Annotated in this window: 26 protein-coding genes; 23 read left to right on the top strand and 3 right to left on the bottom strand. The window is 56.7% G+C overall.

Annotated features, from left to right (window positions below; all coding sequences use genetic code 11):
• Nucleotides 1-27: 27 nt before the first annotated feature.
• The gene (locus N3G78_01905) at nucleotides 28-1167 is read right to left on the bottom strand and encodes a HEAT repeat domain-containing protein (GenBank protein MCX8116672.1); all 1140 of its coding nucleotides are present in this window, start codon (nucleotides 1165-1167) and stop codon (nucleotides 28-30) included.
• Between the two features lie 61 nt (nucleotides 1168-1228).
• Here N3G78_01905 and N3G78_01900 point away from each other — a divergent pair, with 61 nt between their 5' ends.
• From N3G78_01900 to N3G78_01840, 13 genes are all read left to right on the top strand, one after another.
• Nucleotides 1229-1438, top strand: coding sequence for a hypothetical protein (locus N3G78_01900; protein ID MCX8116671.1), 210 nt, complete (start codon nucleotides 1229-1231; stop codon nucleotides 1436-1438).
• Nucleotides 1439-1553: 115 nt separating this feature from the next.
• Nucleotides 1554-2078: a tripartite tricarboxylate transporter TctB family protein gene (locus N3G78_01895; protein MCX8116670.1), complete on the top strand. Its 525-nt coding sequence runs from the start codon at nucleotides 1554-1556 to the stop codon at nucleotides 2076-2078.
• 11 nt (nucleotides 2079-2089) lie between these two features.
• On the top strand, nucleotides 2090-3625 hold the full coding sequence (locus tag N3G78_01890; protein ID MCX8116669.1) for a tripartite tricarboxylate transporter permease: 1536 nt from the start codon (nucleotides 2090-2092) through the stop codon (nucleotides 3623-3625).
• A 76-nt stretch (nucleotides 3626-3701) separates the two neighbouring features.
• On the top strand, nucleotides 3702-4670 hold the full coding sequence (locus N3G78_01885; GenBank protein ID MCX8116668.1) for a tripartite tricarboxylate transporter substrate binding protein: 969 nt from the start codon (nucleotides 3702-3704) through the stop codon (nucleotides 4668-4670).
• Between the two features lie 113 nt (nucleotides 4671-4783).
• Nucleotides 4784-5356 (top strand): hypothetical protein, encoded by a 573-nt coding sequence (locus tag N3G78_01880; protein ID MCX8116667.1) that lies wholly within the window; start codon nucleotides 4784-4786, stop codon nucleotides 5354-5356.
• Nucleotides 5353-5967: a hypothetical protein gene (locus tag N3G78_01875; protein ID MCX8116666.1), complete on the top strand. Its 615-nt coding sequence runs from the start codon at nucleotides 5353-5355 to the stop codon at nucleotides 5965-5967. Before N3G78_01880 ends, N3G78_01875 begins: the two co-directional genes overlap by 4 nt.
• A 62-nt stretch (nucleotides 5968-6029) precedes the next feature.
• Nucleotides 6030-6449 (top strand): nucleotidyltransferase domain-containing protein, encoded by a 420-nt coding sequence (locus tag N3G78_01870; protein MCX8116665.1) that lies wholly within the window; start codon nucleotides 6030-6032, stop codon nucleotides 6447-6449.
• 76 nt (nucleotides 6450-6525) lie between these two features.
• Nucleotides 6526-6861: a DUF86 domain-containing protein gene (locus N3G78_01865; GenBank protein ID MCX8116664.1), complete on the top strand. Its 336-nt coding sequence runs from the start codon at nucleotides 6526-6528 to the stop codon at nucleotides 6859-6861.
• 54 nt (nucleotides 6862-6915) lie between these two features.
• Nucleotides 6916-8214 (top strand): nickel-dependent lactate racemase, encoded by a 1299-nt coding sequence (gene larA / locus N3G78_01860; GenBank protein ID MCX8116663.1) that lies wholly within the window; start codon nucleotides 6916-6918, stop codon nucleotides 8212-8214.
• A gap of 2 nt (nucleotides 8215-8216) precedes the next feature.
• Nucleotides 8217-9113, top strand: coding sequence for a 4-hydroxy-tetrahydrodipicolinate synthase (gene dapA, locus N3G78_01855; GenBank protein MCX8116662.1), 897 nt, complete (start codon nucleotides 8217-8219; stop codon nucleotides 9111-9113).
• 218 nt (nucleotides 9114-9331) lie between these two features.
• Nucleotides 9332-10102: an aldolase/citrate lyase family protein gene (locus N3G78_01850; GenBank protein ID MCX8116661.1), complete on the top strand. Its 771-nt coding sequence runs from the start codon at nucleotides 9332-9334 to the stop codon at nucleotides 10100-10102.
• Nucleotides 10103-10111: 9 nt separating this feature from the next.
• Nucleotides 10112-10957: a class I SAM-dependent methyltransferase gene (locus N3G78_01845; protein ID MCX8116660.1), complete on the top strand. Its 846-nt coding sequence runs from the start codon at nucleotides 10112-10114 to the stop codon at nucleotides 10955-10957.
• On the top strand, nucleotides 10954-11553 hold the full coding sequence (locus tag N3G78_01840) for a M23 family metallopeptidase (GenBank protein MCX8116659.1): 600 nt from the start codon (nucleotides 10954-10956) through the stop codon (nucleotides 11551-11553). Before N3G78_01845 ends, N3G78_01840 begins: the two co-directional genes overlap by 4 nt.
• 37 nt (nucleotides 11554-11590) lie before the next feature.
• Here N3G78_01840 and sfsA read toward each other — a convergent pair whose 3' ends face one another.
• A complete protein-coding gene (gene sfsA / locus N3G78_01835; protein MCX8116658.1) occupies nucleotides 11591-12760 on the bottom strand; it encodes a DNA/RNA nuclease SfsA in 1170 nt (389 codons plus the stop codon).
• A gap of 3 nt (nucleotides 12761-12763) precedes the next feature.
• The gene (locus tag N3G78_01830; protein ID MCX8116657.1) at nucleotides 12764-13723 is read right to left on the bottom strand and encodes a hydroxyacid dehydrogenase; all 960 of its coding nucleotides are present in this window, start codon (nucleotides 13721-13723) and stop codon (nucleotides 12764-12766) included.
• Between the two features lie 188 nt (nucleotides 13724-13911).
• Here N3G78_01830 and N3G78_01825 point away from each other — a divergent pair, with 188 nt between their 5' ends.
• From N3G78_01825 to N3G78_01780, 10 genes are all read left to right on the top strand, one after another.
• On the top strand, nucleotides 13912-14715 hold the full coding sequence (locus N3G78_01825) for an IclR family transcriptional regulator (protein ID MCX8116656.1): 804 nt from the start codon (nucleotides 13912-13914) through the stop codon (nucleotides 14713-14715).
• An 81-nt stretch (nucleotides 14716-14796) separates the two neighbouring features.
• Nucleotides 14797-15798: a C4-dicarboxylate TRAP transporter substrate-binding protein gene (locus N3G78_01820; protein MCX8116655.1), complete on the top strand. Its 1002-nt coding sequence runs from the start codon at nucleotides 14797-14799 to the stop codon at nucleotides 15796-15798.
• A gap of 99 nt (nucleotides 15799-15897) precedes the next feature.
• On the top strand, nucleotides 15898-16383 hold the full coding sequence (locus N3G78_01815; GenBank protein MCX8116654.1) for a TRAP transporter small permease subunit: 486 nt from the start codon (nucleotides 15898-15900) through the stop codon (nucleotides 16381-16383).
• Between the two features lie 53 nt (nucleotides 16384-16436).
• Nucleotides 16437-17723 (top strand): TRAP transporter large permease, encoded by a 1287-nt coding sequence (locus N3G78_01810; protein MCX8116653.1) that lies wholly within the window; start codon nucleotides 16437-16439, stop codon nucleotides 17721-17723.
• A 10-nt stretch (nucleotides 17724-17733) separates the two neighbouring features.
• Nucleotides 17734-18483, top strand: a complete 750-nt coding sequence (locus tag N3G78_01805; protein MCX8116652.1) for an SDR family oxidoreductase — start codon at nucleotides 17734-17736, stop codon at nucleotides 18481-18483.
• 47 nt (nucleotides 18484-18530) lie between these two features.
• A complete protein-coding gene (locus N3G78_01800) occupies nucleotides 18531-18995 on the top strand; it encodes a tripartite tricarboxylate transporter TctB family protein (GenBank protein MCX8116651.1) in 465 nt (154 codons plus the stop codon).
• Between the two features lie 41 nt (nucleotides 18996-19036).
• The gene (locus N3G78_01795; protein MCX8116650.1) at nucleotides 19037-20560 is read left to right on the top strand and encodes a tripartite tricarboxylate transporter permease; all 1524 of its coding nucleotides are present in this window, start codon (nucleotides 19037-19039) and stop codon (nucleotides 20558-20560) included.
• A 65-nt stretch (nucleotides 20561-20625) separates the two neighbouring features.
• The gene (locus N3G78_01790; GenBank protein ID MCX8116649.1) at nucleotides 20626-21573 is read left to right on the top strand and encodes a tripartite tricarboxylate transporter substrate binding protein; all 948 of its coding nucleotides are present in this window, start codon (nucleotides 20626-20628) and stop codon (nucleotides 21571-21573) included.
• A gap of 27 nt (nucleotides 21574-21600) precedes the next feature.
• Nucleotides 21601-22587, top strand: a complete 987-nt coding sequence (locus N3G78_01785) for a TRAP transporter substrate-binding protein (protein MCX8116648.1) — start codon at nucleotides 21601-21603, stop codon at nucleotides 22585-22587.
• A 102-nt stretch (nucleotides 22588-22689) separates the two neighbouring features.
• Nucleotides 22690-23796 (top strand): M24 family metallopeptidase, encoded by a 1107-nt coding sequence (locus N3G78_01780; protein MCX8116647.1) that lies wholly within the window; start codon nucleotides 22690-22692, stop codon nucleotides 23794-23796.
• Nucleotides 23797-23806: the final 10 nt, after the last annotated feature.

The raw sequence follows: 23806 nt of genomic DNA, 5'->3' as shown, positions 1-23806 counted from the left end.
GGATGAAGAGGTCAGGGGTGGAGAGGTTCATTCGGTCCTCCTGTGGGAGCTTCCCTCCGAAGACTCAGCGGATTCTAAGAGAAGGGAGACTTCCCTTCGAACCCCCACCGAAGGATGGTTCTCCTTGACCCATCTTAAGAAATTCGTCATCCCCAAGGAGACCAGAGCCATGAACAGGCTTCGTTTTAAATCTAACAGAGGATCGTCAGGATCCCCCAAGGAGTGGATCAACTCCTCAACCATGCCGGACCGCTGCAGTTCCTCAGCGATCTGCTCTCTCGCATAGCGATCCTTGTTTTCTTGGAGCATCCTGACAACGGAGGGAAGGGCGGGCGGACCGATTTTAATGAGGGCCTCGGCAGCCGCAGCCCTGACCTGCCAGCTCTCATCAACGAGCCGATCCTTCAGGAAATCAATTCCCCTTTCATCTCCTAAGAGGCCAAGAGAATGGCACACCTGAAGCCGAACGTACCAGACCGGTTCCCGGTCCATCGCCAGGAGGGCAGGGACGGCAGAAGGATCATGGATTTTTCCAATGGCCTTGGCCGTTTTGGCCCTCACTTCGGGGTCAGGATGGGTTAAGAGGCGGATCAGATAGGGAGTCGCCTCCTTCGATCCGATCTCTCCCAAACCATCCGCCACCAAACAGAGCACGTGGGGATCATCGGTCTCCAGGTGGGGCAAAAGGACGGGAAGGAGCGACTCACCCATGCGAATCATAGCATTTTTGAGCGTCGCCAGATAAACCCCTGTCTCAGGATGAACCATCCGGGGAAGTTCCTTCACCAGAAAGGAGATCGACCGTTCATCAGCCATCTGGGCGAGAGAGCGTAAGGCGATGGACCGTACCTCTTTGGAAGGGTCCCTCAACGCTTGGATTAAGGCTTCGATGGAAGCCGCAGAGGCTCCCATGGCTCCCAATCGCTCCGCGGCAAGGGCGCGCTTCCACCGGTTTCCCTTGCTGAGAAGGGATTGATAAAATTCGGCATACCCCAAATGATGAAAAAGTCTTTCGACCGAGGCCTGTCGGTCCGCCGGGGCCGTGTTTCTCAAACGCAAAAGCACTCTCTCAATGGCCTGCCACTTCACCGTGTTTGGCGAAGATTTCCATTCGACCGGGACGGGCAAATTCGGCTCTTCTATAAATTTCCCGATCAGGGGGCGCATCCGCTCCACCTCTTGATCGAGCCTTTTAAAATAGACCCCTCTGCGCCACCTCCTCCATGCGATGAAGGAAAGAATCATCAATATGAGGAGGAAGAATAAAAGGATAAATATCGTGATGGTCGCCATGGGGGTTGAAATGAAGCAAAGGCGGGGGCAAAGATATTTCGGAGTAAGTAAGCCTAACTGGGTCCTCCAGTACCCCTACAGAGATGAAATGATTTGTAACACGGAAAAGGGGAAAAGGGAAGGGGAGCTGGCCCGGTCCATTTGATGGGTCTTAGGATTCCCTTCTTTTCCCTGAAAGATTGAACCCCATGTTTCTCTTAAATTACGCTTAGAATAGACCCCCTTGTTCCAACTTTTCCTCATCCCCGAAAGCAATCTTATTGGACTTCATCGATATTGACGCCCCTTCCGAATTTAATTTACAATACCGTCACCTGACCGGGGAGGTGAGCACGATCGAAAAGTGGGATAGGCTGACCGGCGCGGTCCTCTTCGTCATCGGCGTGGTGACCGCCTTAAGCTCGGTGGGACTCAAGATGGGAAGCCTCCGGCATCCCGGTTCGGGGTTTCTTCCCTTCAGTCTTTCCATCGCCTTGATCGTCCTCTCCGCGATCTTGATCCTCACCCGCCTCGGGAAGGGGAAGGGGTCCAAGCCCTTCTGGCCGGAACGGACCTGGCTTCGGCCCTTGCTCGCCGTCCTCATCCTCTTTTCCTATGCCTTGGCCATCGGACGGCTGGGGTTTCCCCTGACGACCTTCCTCTTTCTGCTGGCCTGGATGAAGGTGATCGAACAACTCGGCTGGTTTCGAGTGATCGGGTTATCGTTCGCCGTGACCGCCTCTCTCTACCTGATCTTCGGGAAGCTCCTGGAAGTCCCACTCCCCATGGGTTTCTTTTCGGGTTAAGGATCCGTTGGATGAATGAGATTCTTGAAACCTTTCAGGGATTGTTCAACGGCTTTGGAATCGCCCTCACGCTCACCAATCTCACTTTTGCCTTCCTGGGAGCCTTCCTGGGGACGGTGGTGGGGATCCTCCCAGGACTTGGCCCTGCAGCCACCATCTCCCTCCTCCTCCCCCTCAGTTTCAAAATAGGTTCTCCCGTCACCTCCATCATCCTGATGGCCGGGATCTTCTACGGCGCCATGTACGGAGGATCGACCACCTCCATCCTGGTCAACATCCCGGGAGAGGCGGCCTCTGTCGTCACCTGCATCGACGGCTACAAGATGGCCCAGAAAGGCCGTGCAGGTCCTGCCCTTGGGATCGCCGCCATCGGCTCCTTTATCGCGGGCACGGTCGGGGTGATCGGGATCACCTTCGTCGCCCCGCCTTTGGCCGAGTTTGCTTTGAAGTTTGGACCGCCCGAATATTTCTCCCTCACCCTTTTAGGGCTTCTCCTCGCCACCCTCCTCGGAGGAAGTTCCGTCCTGAAGGGGCTGATCATGATCGTCTTGGGCCTGCTCCTCGGGTCGATCGGACTGGATCCCATTTCGGGGGCCATCCGGTTCACCTTCGGCCTCTTCATGCTCCAGGAGGGGATCGACTTCGTCACGCTGGCCATGGGGCTCTTCGGCATCGGAGAGATCCTTTATAATCTCGAACGGAAGCTGAAAACAGAGGTCGTCACCCAGAAGATCACCCATCTCTGGCCGAGCCTCAAGGATTGGGCCGAATCGAAATGGGCCATCGTTCGAGGATCGTTGATCGGATTCTTCATCGGGATCCTGCCTGGAGGCGGCGCAGTCATCTCCTCCCTCGTCTCCTATGCGGTGGAGAAGAAGGTCTCCAAGCATCCCGAAGAGTTTGGCAAGGGTGCCATTCAAGGGGTGGCTGGGCCTGAATCGGCAAACAACTCCGCAGCGAGCGCCTCCTTCATCCCCCTGCTCACCCTCGGCATCCCCGGCAATGCGGCCATCGCCATGATCTTCGCCGCGCTCCTCATCCAGGGGGTTCAACCCGGGCCTTTTCTCATCACCGAGAGGCCCGATGTCTTCTGGGGCGTGGTGGCCTCGATGTATATCGGGAACGGGATGCTCCTCATCCTCAACCTTCCCCTCGTAGGAATGTGGGCCCAGCTTCTGCGGGTTCCCTATGCCATCCTTGCCCCCATCATCGTCCTCTTCTGCTGTGTGGGGGTCTACAGCATCCGAAACTCCGTCTTCGATATCTGGGTCATGGGCCTCTTCGGGGTCATCGGCTACTTCTTCAGGAAGGTGGAGCTCGAACCCGGACCGCTCATCCTCGCCTTTGTCTTGGGGCCAATCCTCGAGCGGTCGCTCCGCCAAGCCCTGCTCATGTCCGCCGGAAATCCCGGGATTTTCTTCAAGCGTCCGATCTCGGGGGCCATGATGGGCTTTCTCATTCTCTTCATCCTGCTTCAGATCGGGTGGGTCTTGCGTCGGAGATGGACCAAAGGGAGGATCCAGGGGAAAACGGATCCGGGCCAATAAAGGAGGTGAAGGGATCAGAGGTTTTCTTTGGCAAGGGATGAGACATCCAATTTTTTAAAAGAGGAGGAGGAAGAAGATGAAGAAGATTTTTCTAAGCCTTTTGTTAACGTCGCTTTTGGCCTTCTCCAGCGTAGGATCGGCAGCGGAAAAATTTCCCTCCAAGCCGATCGAGCTGGTCGTTCCGTTTGCAGCGGGCGGCTCTACAGACGTATTGGCCCGTCTGGTGGCCAAATATGCCCCCAAATATTTCGATCAACCCCTCGTGGTCGTCAACAAACCCGGTGGAGGTGGGGTCACGGGAACGGAAGGGGTGGTCCGTTCCAAACCCGATGGATATACCCTCTACCTCGGGTACGGGTCCGGACACGATCTGGTCACCCCCCATTTTCAGAAACTCCCTTACGACACCTTCAAAGATCTGATCGCGGTCTGCCGCCTCTCCATCCACTCGGTAGTCGTCGTCGTCCGGGGGGACGCCCCATACAAGACCTTTAAAGAGTTGGTCGAGTGGGGGAAGAAGAGGGATCAGGTCACGGCCTCGGTCTCCACAAGGGCCGGGTCCGTGGATATCACCTTTCAGGCCATCGGGAAGGCCACCGGCCTAAAAATCGTGACCGTCCCCTTCAGGGGTGGGGCCGAGGCGGTGACGGCCATCGTCGGAGGGCAGACCGATACCGGAGGAAACCATCCCTCTGAAATCATCAGCCACATCAAGGCGAAACGGTTGATCCCGATCGCCGTGGCATTGGAGGAGAGGGATCCCGCCCTTCCCGAAACCCCGACACTGAAGGAACTGGGGTATAACGTCGTCACCGCCGGCTCGGTGAAGGGTGTCGCCGCTCCCAAAGGGACGCCTTCCGAGGTCATCCGGTACCTTGCCGAGCGGTTCAAGAAGGTCTGCGAGGATCCGGAGTTCATCAAGAGCATGCAGGAGATCGGACAACCGGTCTTGTACCAAGGACCCGAGGCCTTCGCCAAATTCCTCCAGGAAGGGTTTGAGCACTACGGGAGGTTGATCAAGGAATTCAATATCAAATTGGAATGAGATTGACGGAAGGAAGGAAAGAGGGCGAGTCGTTCCCCGAGAAAGGGAACGACTCGCCTCTTTTTAAAGGTAAACCATTGGCAGGGAAAGAACCGCTAACCATGAGAGAGCGGATGCTAAGGGCCATCCGGGGCGAGTGGAGCGACCATCTCCCCTGGGTGCCGAGGATCGATCTCTGGTTTAATGCCCATCGTTATCGAGGGACCCTGCCCCCCCCTTTTGGAAAAGAGACCTCCCTCGAGGAGGTGGCCGATTACATCGGCGGAGGCCATCATAAGGTGATCCCAGATTTTCAAAACACCCGCTCACCGGAGGATACGATCGACCGGGGACTCGGAATCTACCGGTTGCGAGAGATGGCCTGCCGACCCGAACTCGTAGGGGTCGATCGCGAGGTCAAACGGGAGGGAGAAACCATCACCGTCCTCTATCACACCCCGCTGGGATCGGTCTCCTGCGAGATGGTCTATACCGAGAAGATGCGACGGGACGGCATCTCCCAGACCTGGATCGCAAAGCACGTGATCAGGCGTCCAGAGGACTACAAGGTGGTGGGATATATCTTCAAGAACATCAAGGTCCATCCCGCCTATGAATCCTTCTCCCAATATCAGAGAGAGGTGGGAGAGAAGGGGCTCGTCGTGGCCTGGGCAAGCCCCTCGGCCTCTCCGATGCACCTATCTTGAAACATTTTTTCGAGCCCGCCGCCTTCTTTCTCGAACTCTACGATCACCCGAAAGAGTTGAGACAGCTCAGCGAGGACATGGAACCCTACTTCGAGCAGCTCATCCGGATCCATGCCCTCTCTCCAGCCGAGGTCGTCCACTTCGGAGCCAACTACGACGAGATGATCACCTATCCGCCCTTCTTCCGGGAGCATCTTCTGCCCACGCTTCAACGATGTTCCGAAGTGTTGCACCGGCATGGGAAGTTCCTTCTCTCTCATTGCGACGGCGAGAATCAGGGGCTCCTTGACCTGATCCGCGAAAGCGGCATCGACGTCGCAGAGGCCTTCTGCCCTCACCCCATGACCAAGGTGACGCTCTCGGAGGCACGCAAGGCCTTTCAGGGAAAGGTCACGATCTTTGGCGGCATCCCCTCCATCGCCCTCCTCGAATCGGCGATGTCGGACGAAGCGTTTGAGAATTTCATGGCCAGGCTCTTCGAGGAGATCGCCCCGGGAGACCGGTTCATCCTGAGCGTGAGCGACACGACCCCTCCCGATGCCAAATTCGAGCGCCTCCTACGGATCAGGGAGATGGTAAATGAGAGAGGGCAGCTGCCGATGAAGGTTTGAATGCCTACGTTGTCAAGTGTCCTCCTTTGTGATAGGAGGATGGAGGGGATTGAGATGAGGACATGGGACGAAAAGTCTTCTCCCCGAACCCGATTCAAAGAGAAAGGATGACCGAACAGCTCAGGGAGTTGCTGATCGGCTACCCCGAAATTGCCTTTGCCTATCTCTATGGGTCTTTTGCGGAAAATCTCCCTTTCCATGACGTCGATATCGGCATCTATCTTTCGGAGATTGGGCAGGAAGAGGCGACCTCTTTCGGTCTTGCGTTGAGCCAGACCCTGAGCAAGGAGGTGAAGGTCCCCTTGGATGTCCGAGTTTTAAACTTCGCCCCCATCTCATTTGTTTACCAGGTGGTCCGGGGAATCTTGATGTTGGAACGAAACGAGGCGCTCCGCGTTTCCATCGTGGAGGACGCCATCCGGAAGTACCTCGATATCAAACCCCTCCTTCATAGGGGAATCAAAGAGGCCTTTGGGTCATGAAACTGAACGTAGGGTTGGTGAAAACCCGTTGTCAAGAAATCGAAGAGTCCTTAGACCGTCTTGAAAGAATTAAAAAATATCGAAAGAAGAATTTTTGAAGGACCAGGACCTGAAGGATATCGGGGCTTATCGTCTTCTGGTGGCCATGGAAGCTGCCCTTGGTTTGTGTTTCCACATCGCCGCAAAGCATCTCAAAAGGGTGCCAGAGGATTACGCCGATTGCTTTGCGATCTTAGGAGAGGCTGGCCTCCTCCCTCGGAATTATCAGAGAAGTTACAAAAGATGGCCCGTTTTCCGAAATTTACTCGTCCACATGTACTGGAAGGTCGATTACCAGGTCCTTGATGAGACGATTCAAAAAGACCTTGAGGACCTCCGTCAATTCTCCAAAGCCATCGCCGGCCTTCTCTAAAGGGGCCCCATAGTTGACCGAACATGACCCACCTCTCCCTAAGAAGGAATAGGCATGAGACGCTACCCGATCCCCTGCGGGAAGAAGATCATTGACCTGAAGATCCCGGACTTCGTCCCGGTTCAATGGGTGGAATCCAAGCCCATGACGCCGGTAGCCGATGTCAAAAAGGCCGTCGAGGAGGCCCTCTCCCGCCCGATCGGAACTCCGGGCCTGCGGGACCTGGCCAGGCCAGGGCAGAAGGTCGCGCTCATCGTCACCGACATCACCCGCAAGCTTCCAGAAGAGACGATCCTCCCCCTGCTCCTCCATGAACTCGAACGAGGGGGCATCCGAAGAAGGGATATCACCGCGGTCGTCGCCACGGGCACGCATCGTCCGAACACCCCCGAGGAGCTACGCAACAAGTTCGGAGAGATCGTCGATAAGATTCCCTTCGTCAATCATAACCCTTACGACCCTAACGCCCTGGTTCACCTGGGTAAAACGCCGAGCGGAATTCCGCTCCTCTTCAATCGGATCGTGGCCGAGGCCGACCTCCGCATCTCTACCGGCGTCATCGAGACGCACCTCTTCGCCGGTTACAGTGGGGGGGTCAAGAGCCTCGCGGTGGGCGTGGCAGGTGAGGAGACCATCGCTGCCACCCACAATTACCCGATGCTCGAGCAGACCCGCCTCGGGGTGACCGAGGGAAACCTCTTCCGAAGATTTCTCACCGAAGCGGCCCACGCCCTTGGGCTCCACTTCATCGTCAATGTGGTTCAGACGGGGAAGAAAGAGGTGGTGAAGGTCGTGGCCGGAGATCCAGTGGAGGCCTTTAACGAAGGGGTGAAGGTGGCCCGCCGACTCTACGAGGTCGAGATCGAACATCCCGGCGAGATCGTCGTGAGCGGGGTCAGTTACCCGAAATCGCTCGACCTCTACCAGGCCACCCGTGCCGCCAATGTGGTCGTCTTCGGTCCCGAACCAGTGGTCACCCAAGGAGGGGCCATCCTGATCCCGGCCCCCTGTGAAGACGGCTGCGGACATCCAGGATACTGCGAGATCATGAGAAGGGCTGAGGACGTAGAGGACATCATCGCCATCTCCCGCGAGGAAGGTTTCGCCCCTGGTGAACAGAAGGCCCTCATCTTGGCGTGGATTCTGAAACAGGCCAGGATCGTGATGACCGATTGCCTTCTTCCGGAGGAGACGTTAAAAGAGTTGTATCTCGAATCGGCTCCCACCCTCCAGGAGGCTTTCGACCGGGAACTGAAGAAGAATCCCCAGGCGAGGGTGGTTTTAATACCGGACGGGCTTTTAACCCTCCCCATCCTCAAAAAGGTCGGGGCTGGGACGGAACTCGGACCCTAACGATGGAGGAAGACATGGACTTTCAACCCAAAGGGATCATCCCAGCCATGGTGACACCCATCACTAAAGATGGAAAACTCAACGAATCGGCTCTCCGGAGACTCACCAACTATCTGATCGAGGGGGGCGTCCACGGCCTCTTTCCCGTGGGAAGTCAGGGAGAGTTCTACGCCCTCACCTTCGAAGAGAAGAAGAGGATCATCGAGATCGTGGTCGATGAAACCCGGGGCCGCGTCCCTGTCTATGCCGGAACCGGAGCGATCACGACCCGTGAGGCGGTGGCCTTGACCCAGATGGCCGAGGCCGCAGGAGTCCAGGCCGTCTCTGTCCTGACCCCCTTCTTCATCAAACCCAATGAGGCAGAATTGATGGATTTTTATTCCTCCATCGCAAAATCCACCCGCCTTCCGGTTTTGCTCTATAACAACCCGGCTCGAACCAATGTGAACCTCTCTGCCGATTTTGTGGTCCGGGCCTCCCAGATCGAAAATATCGTCGGCATCAAGGATTCCTCCGGCGATCTCACCCTGACGGCCGAATATATCCGGCGGACCGACGAGAAATTTTCGGTCCTTGCCGGGCGGGATACCCTGATCTACGGAACCCTCTGTTATGGGGGGAAAGGCGCCATTGCGGCCACCGCCAATGTGGCCCCCAAGATCATCGTGGAAATCTACGAGGCCTTTCTGGCGGGGGACCATCGAAGAGCCCTGGCCGCCCAGTACCGCCTCGCCCCTCTCAGGCTGGCCTTCGACCTCGGCACCTTTCCCGTGGTCATCAAAGAGGCCCTCAACCTCATCGGGATCGAGGCCGGGGTGGGCATCCCACCTGTGGGAGAGATCAGCCCCAAGGCCAAGGAGGAATTGAAGGAGATCTTAAAGAAGATGGGGCTCCTCTGAAGGAGTGAACTCGGAGGCACGAAATCCGAATGGCGAAACAAATTCGAAGGACCGAGACGATACAAACCAAATCACCGTGATTTTAGTCATTGCGAACCCGAAGGGTGTGGCAATCCTGTCTTGAGATGGCTTCGTCGCAATGCTCCTCGCAAGGACACAACATCAATGTCGTTTCCAATTTCGATATTCCAATTTCGAACTTCTTTCCGGAGGGACTTATGAGCTGGGCAGGTCTGAGAAAAAGGGTATTGGCAGGAGAATGCGTCTACGGGACGATGATCCGGCAGGCCCGTGACCCGGGGGCGCCAGTGGTCTTCGCTTCGGTGGGTTATGACTTCGTCCTCATCGATATGGAACACGGCAACTACGGTATGGAAACGGTGGCCGACCTCATCCGGGGGGCCAAATCCGCAAGGATCGCTCCCATTATCCGTGTTCCCCACCTCGAGTCGTTCTTCATCTCCAGGGTCCTCGATGCCGGAGCCGAAGGGATCATGGTCCCGATGACCTCGACGAAAGAGCAGGCAGAGGCCATCGTCCGGTACAGCAAATATACGCCCATCGGCCAGAGGGGATTCGGCACCCAGACCGGACAGACCGATTACAAGCCCCTCAAGGCGGTCGAGTTCATGAAGGAGGCCAACGAACATACCCTCATCATCGCCCAGATCGAAACCCGCGAGGCGATCGAGAACGTCGAGGCCATCCTCGGTACGGAGGGGATCGATGTGGGGTTGATCGGTCCCAATGACCTCTCCATCTCCTTGGGCATCCCCGATCAACTGGGATCCGAGGCGATCTCGCAAGCCATCGAGAAGGTGATCGATGTTGCCAAAAAGAGGGGAAAGGCCTCGGGCATCCACATCGGAAACACCGAACTGGTGAGGAAGTGGCGAGCCAGGGGCATGACCGTACTCGCCTGCTCCACGGACATCGGTTTCATGTACAACGCCTCCAAATCGGTTTTAGAGGAGATGAAGAGAGCTTGAGGAAGAGCCATGGCCTTTTGGAGGTACGGATCCCTCTTTCTCCTACTGGCGATCAGCTTCTTACCATGCTCCGCTTCCTCCCAGAGCCGGCCACCCGATGTCCACTTCGATCCGACGCCCATGGACGTGGTGGAGGCCATGCTTTGGAGGGCAGGGGTGACCCCGGAGGATGTGGTCTATGACCTCGGATGCGGCGATGGTCGTTTCGTGATCATGGCGGCCAAAAAATTCGGCGCCCGGGGAGTCGGAATCGATATCGACCCCGCGCGCATCAAGGAGAGCAGAGAGAATGCCGAGTTTGCCGGGGTAGCCGAGCGGACCAGGTTTATCGAGGGAGACCTCTTCCAGGCCGATATCCGGGAGGCGACCGTCGTCACCCTTTATTTGCTCAACGATCTGAATTACCAGCTTCGGCCCAAACTGTTTCGTGAACTCCGGCCAGGCGCGCGGGTCGTCTCCTACACCTTTGACATGGCCGACTGGGAACCGGACGACCGGTTCCAGATCCGGGACCGATTCGTCTTCTACTGGGTCATCCCAGCCACGGTGAAAGGAGAATGGCGGTTGAACCTCCCCCTCCCCGGGGGAGAGGCCCAAGGCCTGTTGACCATCCATCAGAAATATCAAAAAATCGGCGGGACCCTGACGATCCTGGGGCAGAGGCTCCCCATGATGAACCCCCATCTCCTGGGAGACCGACTGACCTTCGGAATTCGACCCAGGCTCCAAGGAAGCGATGTCCTGATGACCTTCGTCGGTCGGGTGATAGGGGATCGTCTCGAAGGAACGGTGGAGAGCGAAGAAGAGCCCTGGAGAGGAACAATCCCCTGGAAAGGGGAACGTATAAAGCGGTGAGAAATCAGGATATCTCTTGTGATCCCCTCGCAAAAGGAGCGATCGAGAGATCGCCCTTTACGGCTTGCCTGATCCGGGAGAACGGACTCGATGCCCTGGGTTTTAAAAGGTGGTTCTTTTATCCCGGCATGTTATTCAGGGCAACGGAGAAATGGTGGGGCGACCGGGGCAGACGCCAGAGGCCTCATGAGGGAATCGATCTTTGCCTCTTTACGGATCGTGAGGGATCCCTTCACGCGTTACGGGAAAACACGAAGATACCGGTCCTCTATGACGGGATCGTCGTGAAAGTGATGGACGATTTCATCGGAAGGACCGTGGTCGTGGAACATCACGGTTTCAGGACGGACCGTTTGAGATGGATCACCCTCTATGGCCACACGATCCCGTCCCCCTCTTTAAAGGTGGGACAGATCCTCAGGGCAGGAGAACCCATCGCCACCTTGGCCCCAACCGATCCGCGCCGTGGCCTTCCCCCGCATCTCCATCTCTCGACCTTGTGGATCGAACCTGAGATCTCCTATCCCCAACTCGATTGGGATTCGATGGGCGACCTCCGAGGCCTCGCCTGGACCGATCCCCTGCCGCTGATTTAACCCTCTCGGCCCTCCTGCTTTGGATGTAGGCGTGGATTTAGGCGCCACGAGATCGGGCAAAAAGGCGATCCATTCTGAAATGCTGGAGGACTTTTTGGAAGGCCTCGGATCGGAGAGGATCCTCCGACATCCCGAAGAGATGGCTCCGGCAGGAGCAGTCGCTACATCCAAAACGTTCAACCGTCCATTCGGAGACCTTACCCAAGGCTTGCGCGATCTCACACTCCAGGCGGGCCGAGGACCGGATGGGTAAGGCCGAACAGAAATGGGCCTTTTCCCTGAGGAAGTCGATATGCCAGCGGTGCCTCTTCCGCAAACGGCGATGCCTCTCGATCCTACGGCTGAGCTGGGACATCGCAGAGCCCACATAGAGATAAAAACCCTTTTTGAAAGGAAGGCGACCGAGACTCCCGACCGAGAGTTTTCTATCTCGCCTGAGTTTAAGGAGGAGCAGATAACTCCCTCGGTCTTGGGCCTCCTGCTCGATGAGACTCCAGGGAATTCGAAGCCGATGGACTTCAGGCGATAACGAGAGGTCCCTCCGCCATCCGATCGAGAGAGGGATCACCTTTACCTTTCTGCGGACCTCGAGCAAGACCTTCGAAAACTCGAGATCGGTGTGGTAGTCGGGCAGGAAGAGTTTGGCAAAGGGCCAGTGGACGAGAAAGAGGAGGATCGTCTCCGCCCCCCTCTCAGCAAGGGCCGCAAGCTCCTTGAGATGCCGGGCTCCCCTTTCGGTCACCGCGTCCGGAAACATGGCGACCTTCTCTCCGACGAGGGTACAGGATTTCACCTCCAGGAGGATATCTTGCCGGCCCCTTTTCAGGAGAAAGTCGAATCGGCTATGGCCCATCCGTACTTCAGACCGGAGGATTCGGGCTCCCTTCAGGCCAGGAATCCTTCCTTCCTCGATAAGAAAGCGAGCCGCCTCGTTCGTCTTGTGGGTGTGAAGGAGGATGGGATGGCCTTCCCTGAGGACGGCCACGGCGGTATAACGGGTCCTTCGATGCGGGGTTTTAGGATCTGCGGTGAGGTAGATCGTGCGTCCGGGTAGGAGCAACTCCTGGAGCCGTCCTGGATTGGGCAGAAAGGCACGGACGGGCCGGCCTCCGAGGCGGCATTCGACCAAGAAACGGTTGGGGCGGCGGATGAAGCAGGCCTTTTTGAGATGCCGAAACAGGGGGCCCGGACGATCCTGCCTGGACATCGCCTATCGTCTTGGACGATTCACCGGATGGAGGGGCTCTTTCCCTTCGAAAACCCTCAAAATGTCTTCTGTCACCAGGCTCATCTTCTTCAGGGCCTCTTCGGTATGGGCGGCCATATGGGGCGTTCCGATGAAATTCTCCAGTTCGAGCAGGGGGTGGTCTTTCGAGGCGGGCTCGACCTCGAAGACATCGGCCGCGGCTCCCGCGATCGCCCCCTCTTTTAAGACCCGATAGAGGGCCTTTTCATCCCAAATGGGGCCTCGGGCGAGATTGAGGATATAAGCGGTGGGTTTCATCATCCTCAATTCCTTCTCCCCGACGAGGCCTCTCGTCGCCGGGACGAGGGGGAGGTTGATGGAGATAAAATCCGACCGGGACATGACCTCCTCCAGAGAGGCCTTCACCGCCCCGATCTCCCGCTCCACCTCCTCAAACCGAAAGGCATCGTAATAGAGGACTCGCATCTTGAACCCCTGGGAGGCGATGCGGCCGATCGACTTTCCGATACGCCCGAAGCCGAGGATTCCGAGCGTCTTTCCGTGGAGCTCTCGGCCGATATATTGATAGCGGGCCTCCCACCGGCCTTCCCGCAAGGCGAGATCCCCTTTCTTCAGCATCTTCGAAAGCATCAGGGCCAGACCGAAAAAGTGTTCTGCGACAGAGAGGTCGTTGGCATCGGGCGTGTTCACCACCCAGATGCCCTTCTCAGTGGCCGCCTCCACATCGATATTCTCCACACCGACGCCGTGCCTTCCGATCACCTTGAGCCTTGGAGCTGCCTCCATCATCGTTCGGGTCACCTTCCCATTGGCCCGGATGACGATCCCGTCCACCTCTTTGACCTGTTCGACCAGGGTAGCTTCGTCGAGGTTTTTGGCAAAGACGATCTCGGCCTTCTCCCTCAGGACTTCCTTGCCTTCTTCACGCATATCCTCATAGAGCAGGACCTTATAGGCCTTCATCCTCCTTCCTCCTCTTTAGGTATTTTCATTCCTGAAACCCCGATCTCCTTCCGCTCCCTTTTCCTAACACATTCCCCGAAAATAAATCAAAACCGCAGCGAAGAGAAGCTTCCGCAATCGGGGGCTTGACATCCCTAAGCAAGCCTGTTACCATAATTTGGAATTAAGTTTCATAATACGGAATGACCATGGCATCCCAGCCAAGTTCCCGGCCCAACAATCTCGTCCAGAGCATCGAACGGATGTCTCTGATCCTCGATATCTTGGGACAGAATCCTCAAGGCATCAGCCTCGGAGAACTCTCCTCGAAGGTCAACCTTCCCAAAGGGACGACCCACCGTCTCCTCTCCTCTCTGGCCTATCTCGGATATGTCCGTCAGGACGAAAAGACCCGATATTACTTGCTGGGATTCAAACTGGTGGAACTTGGAAATATCCTCTTAAACCAACTGGACCTTAGAAAAGAGGCCGAACCCTTTTTAAAAGAGCTGGCCGAAAAGACCAAGGAGACCATCCACATGGTGATCCTCGATCATAACGAGGTCGTCTATATCGAAAAGGTCGAAGGGGATCACAATCCCAGCGGCTTGAAAATGGCCTCCCGCATCGGCCTTCGCAATCCGGCCCATAGCAGCGCCGTTGGAAAAGTCCTCCTCGCCCACTTCTCCGAGGAAGAGCTGAACCAGTTCTTGAAGGGAAAAGAGCTCCAGAAGAGGACTGAAAACACGATCACCGATGTCGCCCAGCTCAAGGATCACCTGAAGATAGTCCGGAGTCAGGGATACGCCATTGATAACGAAGAAAACGAAAAAGGGGTGCGATGTATCGGCGCTCCGATCTATGACCGGACCGGCCGCCCCGTGGCCGCCATCAGCATCTCTGGGCCTGCCTTTCGGATCACCAAAAAACTGGCCCAGGAAGTCCTAAAAAAGGAGGTGATGGAAACGGCATCGAAGATCTCCCAGCGTCTGGGTTATCGGGAAGGGAGATGAAGTGCCATAGGCCATTGACAGGTAGAAAGCCGAAGGATGAGCGAGGGAAGAAGATTTTTTAAGCGTAAGGAGGAAAGAGAGATGAAATGCCTTCAAAAGTTATCCATGATGATGGTGATGGGTCTGGTGCTGGGAGTGATGTGTTCCGGAACACCTGCGCTCGGCCAGGCCAAATACACATTAAAATTTAACCATGTCCTTGGACCGACCGAACCGTATCACTTAGGATTTCAGAAGTGGGCAAAGGCCGTGGAGGAGAAAACCAAGGGCGGTCTCAAAATCGAGGTCTTTCACAGCGCTCAACTCGGCGTGGAAGAAGACATCCTGGAGCAGATCAGGGCCGGGGCCAACATCGGTCAGAATACCGACTCGGCGAGGATGGGCATGTACGTCCCCGGAATCGCGGTCATGAACGGCCCCTATTTTGTTGAAACCCTCGGAGGGGTGGAAAGGTTGAGGAAGATGCCGACGGTCCAGGCCTGGCTGGACGAGCTTGCCAATAAATTCGGCATAAAGGTCTTATCCTTCAGCTGGGTTCAGGGCTACCGACACTTCTTCACCAACAAGCCCGTTCGCTCCCCAGAAGATCTAAAAGGGCTCCGTATCCGCACTCCCCCTGCGCCCATCTGGCAGGAATCTGTCCGCGCCCTCGGTGCGACCCCTGTGGCCCTTCCCTTCCGGGAAATGTATCCGGCCCTTCAGCAAAAGGTGATCGATGGCGTCGAGTTGGTCTATCACAACATCCCGGCCGGAAGGTTCTATGAGGTCCTCAAATACATCACCGAGACCGGGCATATCATGCTGGTCAACTTCGAGGTCGTCAGCGCCAAGTGGTTCAACGCGCTGCCCCCGGATTACCAGAAAATCCTGGTCGAAGAATGTGACAAGGCCGGGATGGAGACCTCCAGGGCGATCCTCGATAACGAAAAGAACGTGAAGGAGGATCTCCTCAAGCGAGGAATGGTTCTATCGGATAAAGTCGATATCGCCGCTTTCCGGAGGGCTGGAGAGAAGGCCTACGAGGTTTTGAAGATCGCCGATGTCAAGGAGAAAGTCCATAAGGAGATGGGATTCAGGAAGTAAAGGCCCCACGATGTAAAAGAGGACTTCCAAAGCGCATGGACCGGAATCTCCCCATGCGGGAGAATCGGTTCATGCGCTCCCTGTCGGCGAGAACGTTCTATGAAAAAAGTCTATGAGTACATCTGTAAAGGCGAGGTCTTTATCATCAAGGTCTTTCTGATCGTCTTCGTGGCACTCATTTTCGTGGCCGCCTGCACCCGGTATATGGGGTATCCCATCAACTGGTCCGTGGATCTGGCAGTCTGCCTCTTTGCCTGGTGCACCTTCCTCGGTGCCGATGTGGCCATGAGGCAGAACAAGCTGATGAGCGTGGACTACTTCATCAACAAACTGCCGGTGAAGTATAAAGGTCTGATGGAGGTGGTGAATTTATCGATCATCCTCCTCTTTCTCTTGACCCTCATCGGTTTCGGTGCGTGGCTTTCCTATACGACCCGGTTCAGACAGTTTCAAGGAATCCCCGGATTTAGCTACACCTGGGTGACGATCAGCGTCCCGGTAGGCGGTGCGTTGATGGTAATCACCACCCTGCTCAAATTGAGGGGAAAAATCGCCGGCCAGGCCACTGTGTCTCCTTCGTCTTGACAGGTGCTGAAAGGTTCGGAATACCCTTTAACCCCCTTGATGAGGTCCGTCCTATGCTCTGGGTTTTTATCGTGTTCATCGTTTTACTGGTGATGGGGATGCCCGTCGCCTTTGCCATCGGCATCGCAGGAATGGTCTTCTTCCTCCAGAACCCCCAACTGCCCTTCACCATGCCGATCCAGCTTGCCATCTCCCAGACCCAGAATTTCCCCCTCCTCGCCATCCCCCTCTTCATCTTCGCCGCAAATTTGATGAACGAAACAGGATTGACGAACCGACTGATCAGGCTGGCCCTTGTTCTTGCCGGCCATATGCGCGGTGGCCTCGCCCAGACCAACGTCGTCCTCAGCACCCTCATGGGCGGCGTCTCCGGTTCCGCCATAGCCGATGCCGCCATGGAGGCCCGCATCCTCGGAACGGAGATGATCAAAAAGGGCTTTTCCAAAGGCTATACGAGCGCCGTGACGACCATTACCGCCTGTATCACCCCTATCATCCCGCCCAGCATCGGATTGATCCTATACGGGACCATCGGAGAGGTCTCCATCGGCCGGCTCTTTACGGCCGGGATCATCCCGGGGCTCATGATGATGGCCTTTCTGATGGTGACCGTATCGATCACCTCGAAGAAGAGAGGGTATCTCCCCGAACGGGAGCCTCCCTCCCTTAAAGAGGTGGTCTTGGCGTTGATCGACAGCATTTGGGCCTTCCTCTTCCCCATCGCCCTGATCGGAGGGATCCGGTTTGGCCTCTTCACGCCGACCGAAGCAGGCGCCTTTGCCGCGGTGTATGCCTTATTGATCGGCGCCTTCTTTTACAGAGAGCTCACCTGGGAGAAGTTTAAGAGGACCCTTGAGTACACCATTGTGGACATCGGCTCAATCATGCTCATCATCGCCCTTTCGGGGATATTCGGTTACGGCCTCGCGTATGAAAGGATCGGGGACCTCTTTTCAGGATTTATGCTGGGGATCGTCAGCCATCCTCAATTATTGTTGATCGTCATCGTCCTCGCTCTTCTCATCGCGGGGATGTTCATCGAAAGCGTCGTCATCATCCTCCTCTTTACGGCCATTCTCCTTCCCCTGGTGAGACAGGTCGGGGTGGACCCCGTCCATTTCGGAATTATTTTTATGCTGGTCATCGTTTTGGGATTGGTGACGCCCCCTGTCGGCGTATCCATGTACACGGTCTGTTCCATCCTCGATTGCCGGCTGGAGGATTACATCAAAGAGTCGATCCCGTTCATCGCGGCCATCTTGCTGGTCGATCTGATGCTCATCTTCTTCCCCCAGATTGTCCTCTTTCTTCCAAATCTCGTCTTCGGGAAGGTCTACTGAGGGTTGAGAGATGAGATTGAAAGGCAGGGTCTCGATCGTCACCGGCGGGGCAAGGGGCATCGGAAGGGCTATCGTTCTCACCTTCGTCCGAGAGGGGGCCCGGGTGGCCATCGTCGATTTCGACCGAGACGGAGCCATGGCCCTGAAGGGAGAGATCGAGAAGAAAGGGGGCGAGGCCATCGCCGTCCCCTGCGACGTCTCTAAAAGTGGTCAGGTCAAGGAGATGGTCGAGCAGGTGAAGAGGGCCTTCGGAGGCCGGATCGACATCCTCGTCAATAATGCGGGGATCATCCGAAGGGGGACGATCGATACCGTGACCGAAGAGGACTGGGATCGGGTCATCGAGGTCAATCTCAAGGGGACGTTTAACTGTTCCAAGGCCGTCGTCGAGACGATGAAACAACAGGGGAGTGGAAAGATCATCAACATCTCTTCGATCGCGGGCAAGATGGGAGACATCACCTCAGCCCCTGGGTATGGCCCCTCAAAGGCCGGCATCGATGCCCTCACAAAGACGTTGGCAAGACAGTTGGCCCCCTATGGGATCAACGTCAATGGCGTGGCTCCCCATGCCATTGAGACCGAGATGAGTGCCCAGTGGTCGGAGCAGAGGCGAAAGGAGATCATTGCCTCCATTCCCCTCGGCCGACTCGGAAAACCCGAGGATGTGGCCGAGGCGGTCCTCTTTTTGGTCTCGGAAGAGGCCTCTTTTATCACGGGCGAGATCCTCGATGTCAATGGGGGAGCCTTGATGGATTAGCCTCTCACCCTCTGGGTGGGAAAGGGGAGAGGGGAAAGGGGAACGGATTGAAAAAAGACGAGATCCTCGTAGGGATCGCCATTTTCCTGTTCGGAGCCATCACCACCATTCTCTCGCTGAGGATGCCGATCGGGACCTTCCGGATGGCGGGAACAGGTCTCTTTCCCCTCTGCTTAGGGCTTCTCCTGATGGCCCTCTCCTCGGCTTTCATTGCCAAGCAGATCCTTCTTCAGAGAAAAACGCCCCCTGCCGAAGGGGCGCCACCCAAAGGGTCTGTAGCCACAAAGCAGATGACCCTCTTTCTTGGAGCCATGGCGTTGGCCATCCTCCTCTTCGACCCGTTGGGATATCCCCTCACGGCCTTCCTTCTGATGATGGCCCTTCTCAGGATCCTCGGGATGAAACGGTGGACCTTCAACGTCCTCCTGTCGTTGGTGACGGCCTGTGTCTCCTATCTTCTTTTCGTCCAATGGTTGAAGATCCCCATGCCAAAGGGATGGATCGGACTATGAGGAGGAGGCCCAGGGCATAGCATAGGATCAGAGGAGAATAGATGCTCGAATCGCTCCAACATCTCGCTACGGGGTTTACCATTGCCGGCACCCTCCATAACCTCCTCTACTGCCTGGTCGGTGCGGTGGTCGGGACCCTGATCGGGGTGCTGCCAGGCATCGGACCGATCGCGGGGATCGCCCTCCTCATCCCTGCCACCTTCAGCCTCAATCCCACCTCTGCCATCATCATGCTGGCCGGCATCTATTACGGGGCCATGTATGGAGGGTCAACGACCTCCATTCTGCTCAACGTGCCGGGTGAGACCGCCTCCGTCATCACCTGTATCGATGGATATAAAATGGCCCAGAAAGGAAGGGCGGGTCCTGCCCTGGCCATCTGCGCGATTGGCTCGTTCATCGCCGGGACATTGGGCCTTTTCGGGCTGGTCTTTTTGGCCCCTCCCCTGGCCCAGGCCGCCCTGGCCTTTGGACCTCCGGAGTATTTCTCGCTGATGATCTTCGGTTTCATCGTCCTGAGCAACGTCACGGGGACGTCTCTGCTTAAAGCCCTGATGATGGCCACCATCGGTCTGATCATCGGGACCATTGGCCTCGACCCTGTCACCGGAGATGCCAGGTTCACCTTCGGTTCGGCCTATCTCTTGGGCGGGATCGAATTCGTGGCCGTGGCCATCGGGCTCTTCGGAATTGGCGAGGTCCTCACCAACGTCCACCAACCCCAGGAACTCCTCGATCAGAAGGTGATCGTCCCCCGTTTGAGAGACCTTTACCCCTCTCTTCAGGACCTCAAACAATCGATTGCCTCCATCCTCAGGGGAGCGGGAATCGGATTCGGAGTCGGATTGGTTCCGGGACCCGCGCCCGTCATCGCCACCTACTCTTCCTATATGGTGGAAAGGAAACTCTCGAAACACCCCGAAGCCTTCGGGCAGGGAGCCATCGAAGGGGTGGCGGGTCCCGAGTCGGCAAACAACTCTGCCTGCCAATCGGCCTTCATCCCCCTCTTCGTCCTCGGAATCCCCTTTGCTCCACCGACCGCCATCCTTCTCGGAGCCCTCTTGATTCACGGGGTCTCTCCGGGCCCCCTTCTCCTCAGCCAACATCCGGAGCTCTTCTGGGGGGTGGTCGCCAGCATGTATATCGGCAACTTCATCCTCCTCATCCTGAACCTGCCCTTTGTGCCCCTTTTTGCCAACATCTTGAGGATCCCGAAAAGGATCCTCCTTCCCCTGGTCATCCTCTTCTGTTTCACGGGCATGTATACGGTGAACAACTCCATCCCCGACATCTGGGTCATGCTCCTGTTCGGGGCGATCGGGTTTCTGCTGCGAAAATGGGCCTACGAGGGAGCGCCCCTTCTGCTTGCCCTGGTCCTCGGCCCGAGGCTGGAGGTGGCCTTTCGGCAATCCCTGATGATCTCCCACGGCGATTTCGCCATCTTTACCCGGCGGCCGATCTCCCTCGTCTTTCTCGTCGCAACGGCCCTTTTCCTCGCCTTTCCATTGGTGAAGACCCTTTTCAGAACCTTTCGAAAAGGAAAGGAGGTGAGGTTGAAATCCTGAGTGCTCTGGTTGGGGTAATCCTGTGAGGTGAAAGTCTTTCGTTCAAAGCAAAAGGAGGTGCGGCCATGATAAAAAGGTTTTTTACCCTGATTCTTGCCTTCTCCCTGATGATGATCCTCCCCCTTCAGGCAGCGGGATTTCCTGAAAAAGAGGTCCAGATCATCATCCCATGGGCTGCGGGGGGTGCAACAGACCTCATCTTCCGTGCCCTGGCGCCCTATGCAGCCAAACATCTGGGAAAGCCAGTGGTGGTCGTCAACCGTCCCGGAGGCGGGAGCGCGGTCGGTTACACTGAGGGGGCCAAAGCCAAACCCGATGGTTATACGCTCACGGCCGCGGTCACTCCCCTGACCATCCTTCCCCATCAGGTGACGACGGCCTACACCTATAAGGATTTCGAACCGATCCTCAACGTGGTGAGCGATCCCTCGATGTTTCTCATCCGCTCGGATATGCCCTGGAAGAACGTCCGGGAACTGGTGGACTATGCGAAGAAGAATCCGAACATGATCACCGTCGGGAATTCCGGGGCAGGTGGTGGAGTTCACCTGGTCGCCCTCGCCTTTGAAAAGGCGGCGGGAGTGAAATTCAACCATATCCCCTTCTCCGGCGGAGGGCCTTCGGTGACGGCCATCTTAGGCGGCCACATCAACGCCGTCTCGGTCTCCCCTCCGGAGGGCATCGAGCACGTGAAGGCCGGAAAACTCCGGATCATCGCCCTCTTTGCAGAGAAGCGCTTGGAAATGTTCCCGGATGTGCCCACGGTGAAGGAGCAGGGCATCGACTTTGCGATGGGGATGTGGCGAGGCCTGGCCGCACCCAAGGGGACACCTCCCGATGTGATCAAGAAGCTCCATGACGCCTTCAAAGCCGGGATGGAGGACCCTGCCTTCCAGAAGACGGCCAAGGATATGGCGGTCAACCTCTCCTATCTCGGGCCGGAGGCCTTCGGGAAACTGATGGCCCAGGACCACGAGTTCTATGGGAAACTGGTCAAGGAGATCAAAAAATAATCTTTTAGAGGAAAGGGGGTTAACGACATGAAAGCGATCAAATGGGTTTCGGTCTTTCTCGCCATCGCTCTCCTTGCCTTTCTCTTCGCCATCCAGGCGATTCCCATCGTCAGGGCTCAGGAGAAGACGACGATCCGTCTGGCCAGCCCCTTCAAAGGCGGCATCGTCGTCGAGGCGGCTGAAAAGTTCAAAGAGATCGTGGAGAAAGGAACTGGGGGCCGGATCGAGGTGAAGATCGATGCCGGCACGAAGAGCGAAATCGACATCAACAGGATGAACCGAAACGGCGAAATCGAGATGCAGTCCAACGGCACCGCCTTTCTCGAATACTATGCCCCCCCGTACTATTTCTTCACCGGCCCCTATGTCATGAGGGATTTCGATCACTACATGAGGGTCTGGAACGGCCGGCTCGGACAAGAGGCCAGGGCCCAGCTCGAAAAGAACGATCTGAAATTCTTGGGAACCATCTACAGGGGGCTGAGGCAGACCACGGCCAAACGGCCCATCTATACGCCGGCCGACGTCTACAACCTGAAATTGAGGCTTCCGCCCATCCCGAGCTGGATGGCGGTCTGGAAGGCCATCGGCGCGGATCCGATCGGAATTCCTTTGCCCGAACTCTACAATTCCTTGAAGGAAGGGAAAGCCGAGGCCTCCGAGGGAGACCTCCCCCAGATCCACTCTTTCAAGCTTTACGAGGTCCAGAGCCATCTGATCATCACCAATCACCTGGTCCAGACCGCAGGGCTTCTGATCCACAAGCCCTTCTTCGACAAACTGCCCAAAGCCGACCAGGACCTTATCGTGAGGGCAGGGAAGGAGGCCGAGGAGTGGGCCCTCAACAAGATCAAGACAGGCGAGGCCGCCCTCCTGGTCGAACTCCAGAGGTTTGGCATGCAGGTGATCATTCCCGATGCCGCCTCCTTCCGGGAGAAGGCAAAGGAGGCCGTCAACGAGCTCTTCAAGACGCAGTGGACCGTCACCACCTGGGCAGAGGTGCTGGCCCAATAACTGCGAAAAGGGATCGGAAAATCTGGGAAGGGGGAGCCAATTTCCTCGCTCCCTCTTCTCCCAACCCCGAGGTTCTCAGACTCCACCCTGAAGAGGCGACCCATGGGATTGAGAGAGGAAATCTTAGAGAAAGAGAGACGGGTAAGGGAATTTCTGAGATCGAGAGGACTCAAGGGCCTGCTCCTCAAACGGCAGGCCAATTTCTGCTGGATGACCTGCGGCGGTCTGAACCTCGTAGGGATCACCACCGAGTTCGGGGCAACCTCGCTTCTCATCACGGATGATTCAAAATATCTCATCTCCAACAACATCGAGGCGCCCCGGATGATCGAAGAGGAGAGGCTGGAGGAGCAGGGGTTCAAGGTAAAAACCTTCCCCTGGCATGAGGATCGGGAAGTCTCGATCGTCCAGGACCTGGTCGGAGACGGCCCCCTTGGAAGCGATGCCCCTTTTCCGAAGGCGACGGTCCTCCCGGAGGAGATCGCCCGGCTTCGGTACTCCTTGACCCCTGAAGAACAGGAGCGGTACCGATGGCTCGGGGAGAAGGTCTCCCTCGCCCTTGAGAAGACCGTGATGGAGACGAGGCAGGGAGAAAAAGAGTCCGAGGTCGTCGGAAGACTTTGCCAGGAACTCTGGAAGGATCGGATCGACCCGATCACCCTGATGTCGGCCGCCGACGAGAGGATTTCGAAGTTTCGTCACCCCATCCCCACCGAGAAACAAATTGAAAAGATCTTGATGGTTTCGGTCAATGCCCGAAAGTGGGGGCTCATCGTCTCGCTGACCCGGTTCGTCCACTTCGGAAAAACACCGGAAGAGTTGAAAGAGAAGTATCATGCCAATGTCTTCATCGACTGCACGATGATGGCCCACACCCGGCCGGGGATCCCGGCCCGGGAGGTGCTTCAGAGAGGCATCGAGGCCTATCGTGAAATGGGCTATCCTGAAGAATGGAGGCTCCACCACCAGGGGGGATCGATCGGTTACACGGGCAGGGACTACCGGACCCATTTCAGCACACCCGACGTCATCCAGGAGAATCAGGCCTTCACCTGGAATCCTTCGCTCACCGGAACCAAATCCGAGGACACGATTCTCGCCACCTCAAGGGGGCCGGAGATGATCACCCGTCCCATCCTCTACCCCACCCTGACGATGGAGGTGGCCGGTATCCCATTCAGACGACCAGAGATCTTCGAAAAAACCTGAAGAAGAAACC

Source organism: Thermodesulfobacteriota bacterium (assembly GCA_026415035.1).
In the GTDB taxonomy this organism is placed as follows: domain Bacteria; phylum Desulfobacterota; class BSN033; order BSN033; family UBA1163; genus RBG-16-49-23.
The sequence above is the reverse complement of the archived record's forward strand: the minus strand, read 5'-3'. Positions and strand labels throughout refer to the sequence as shown.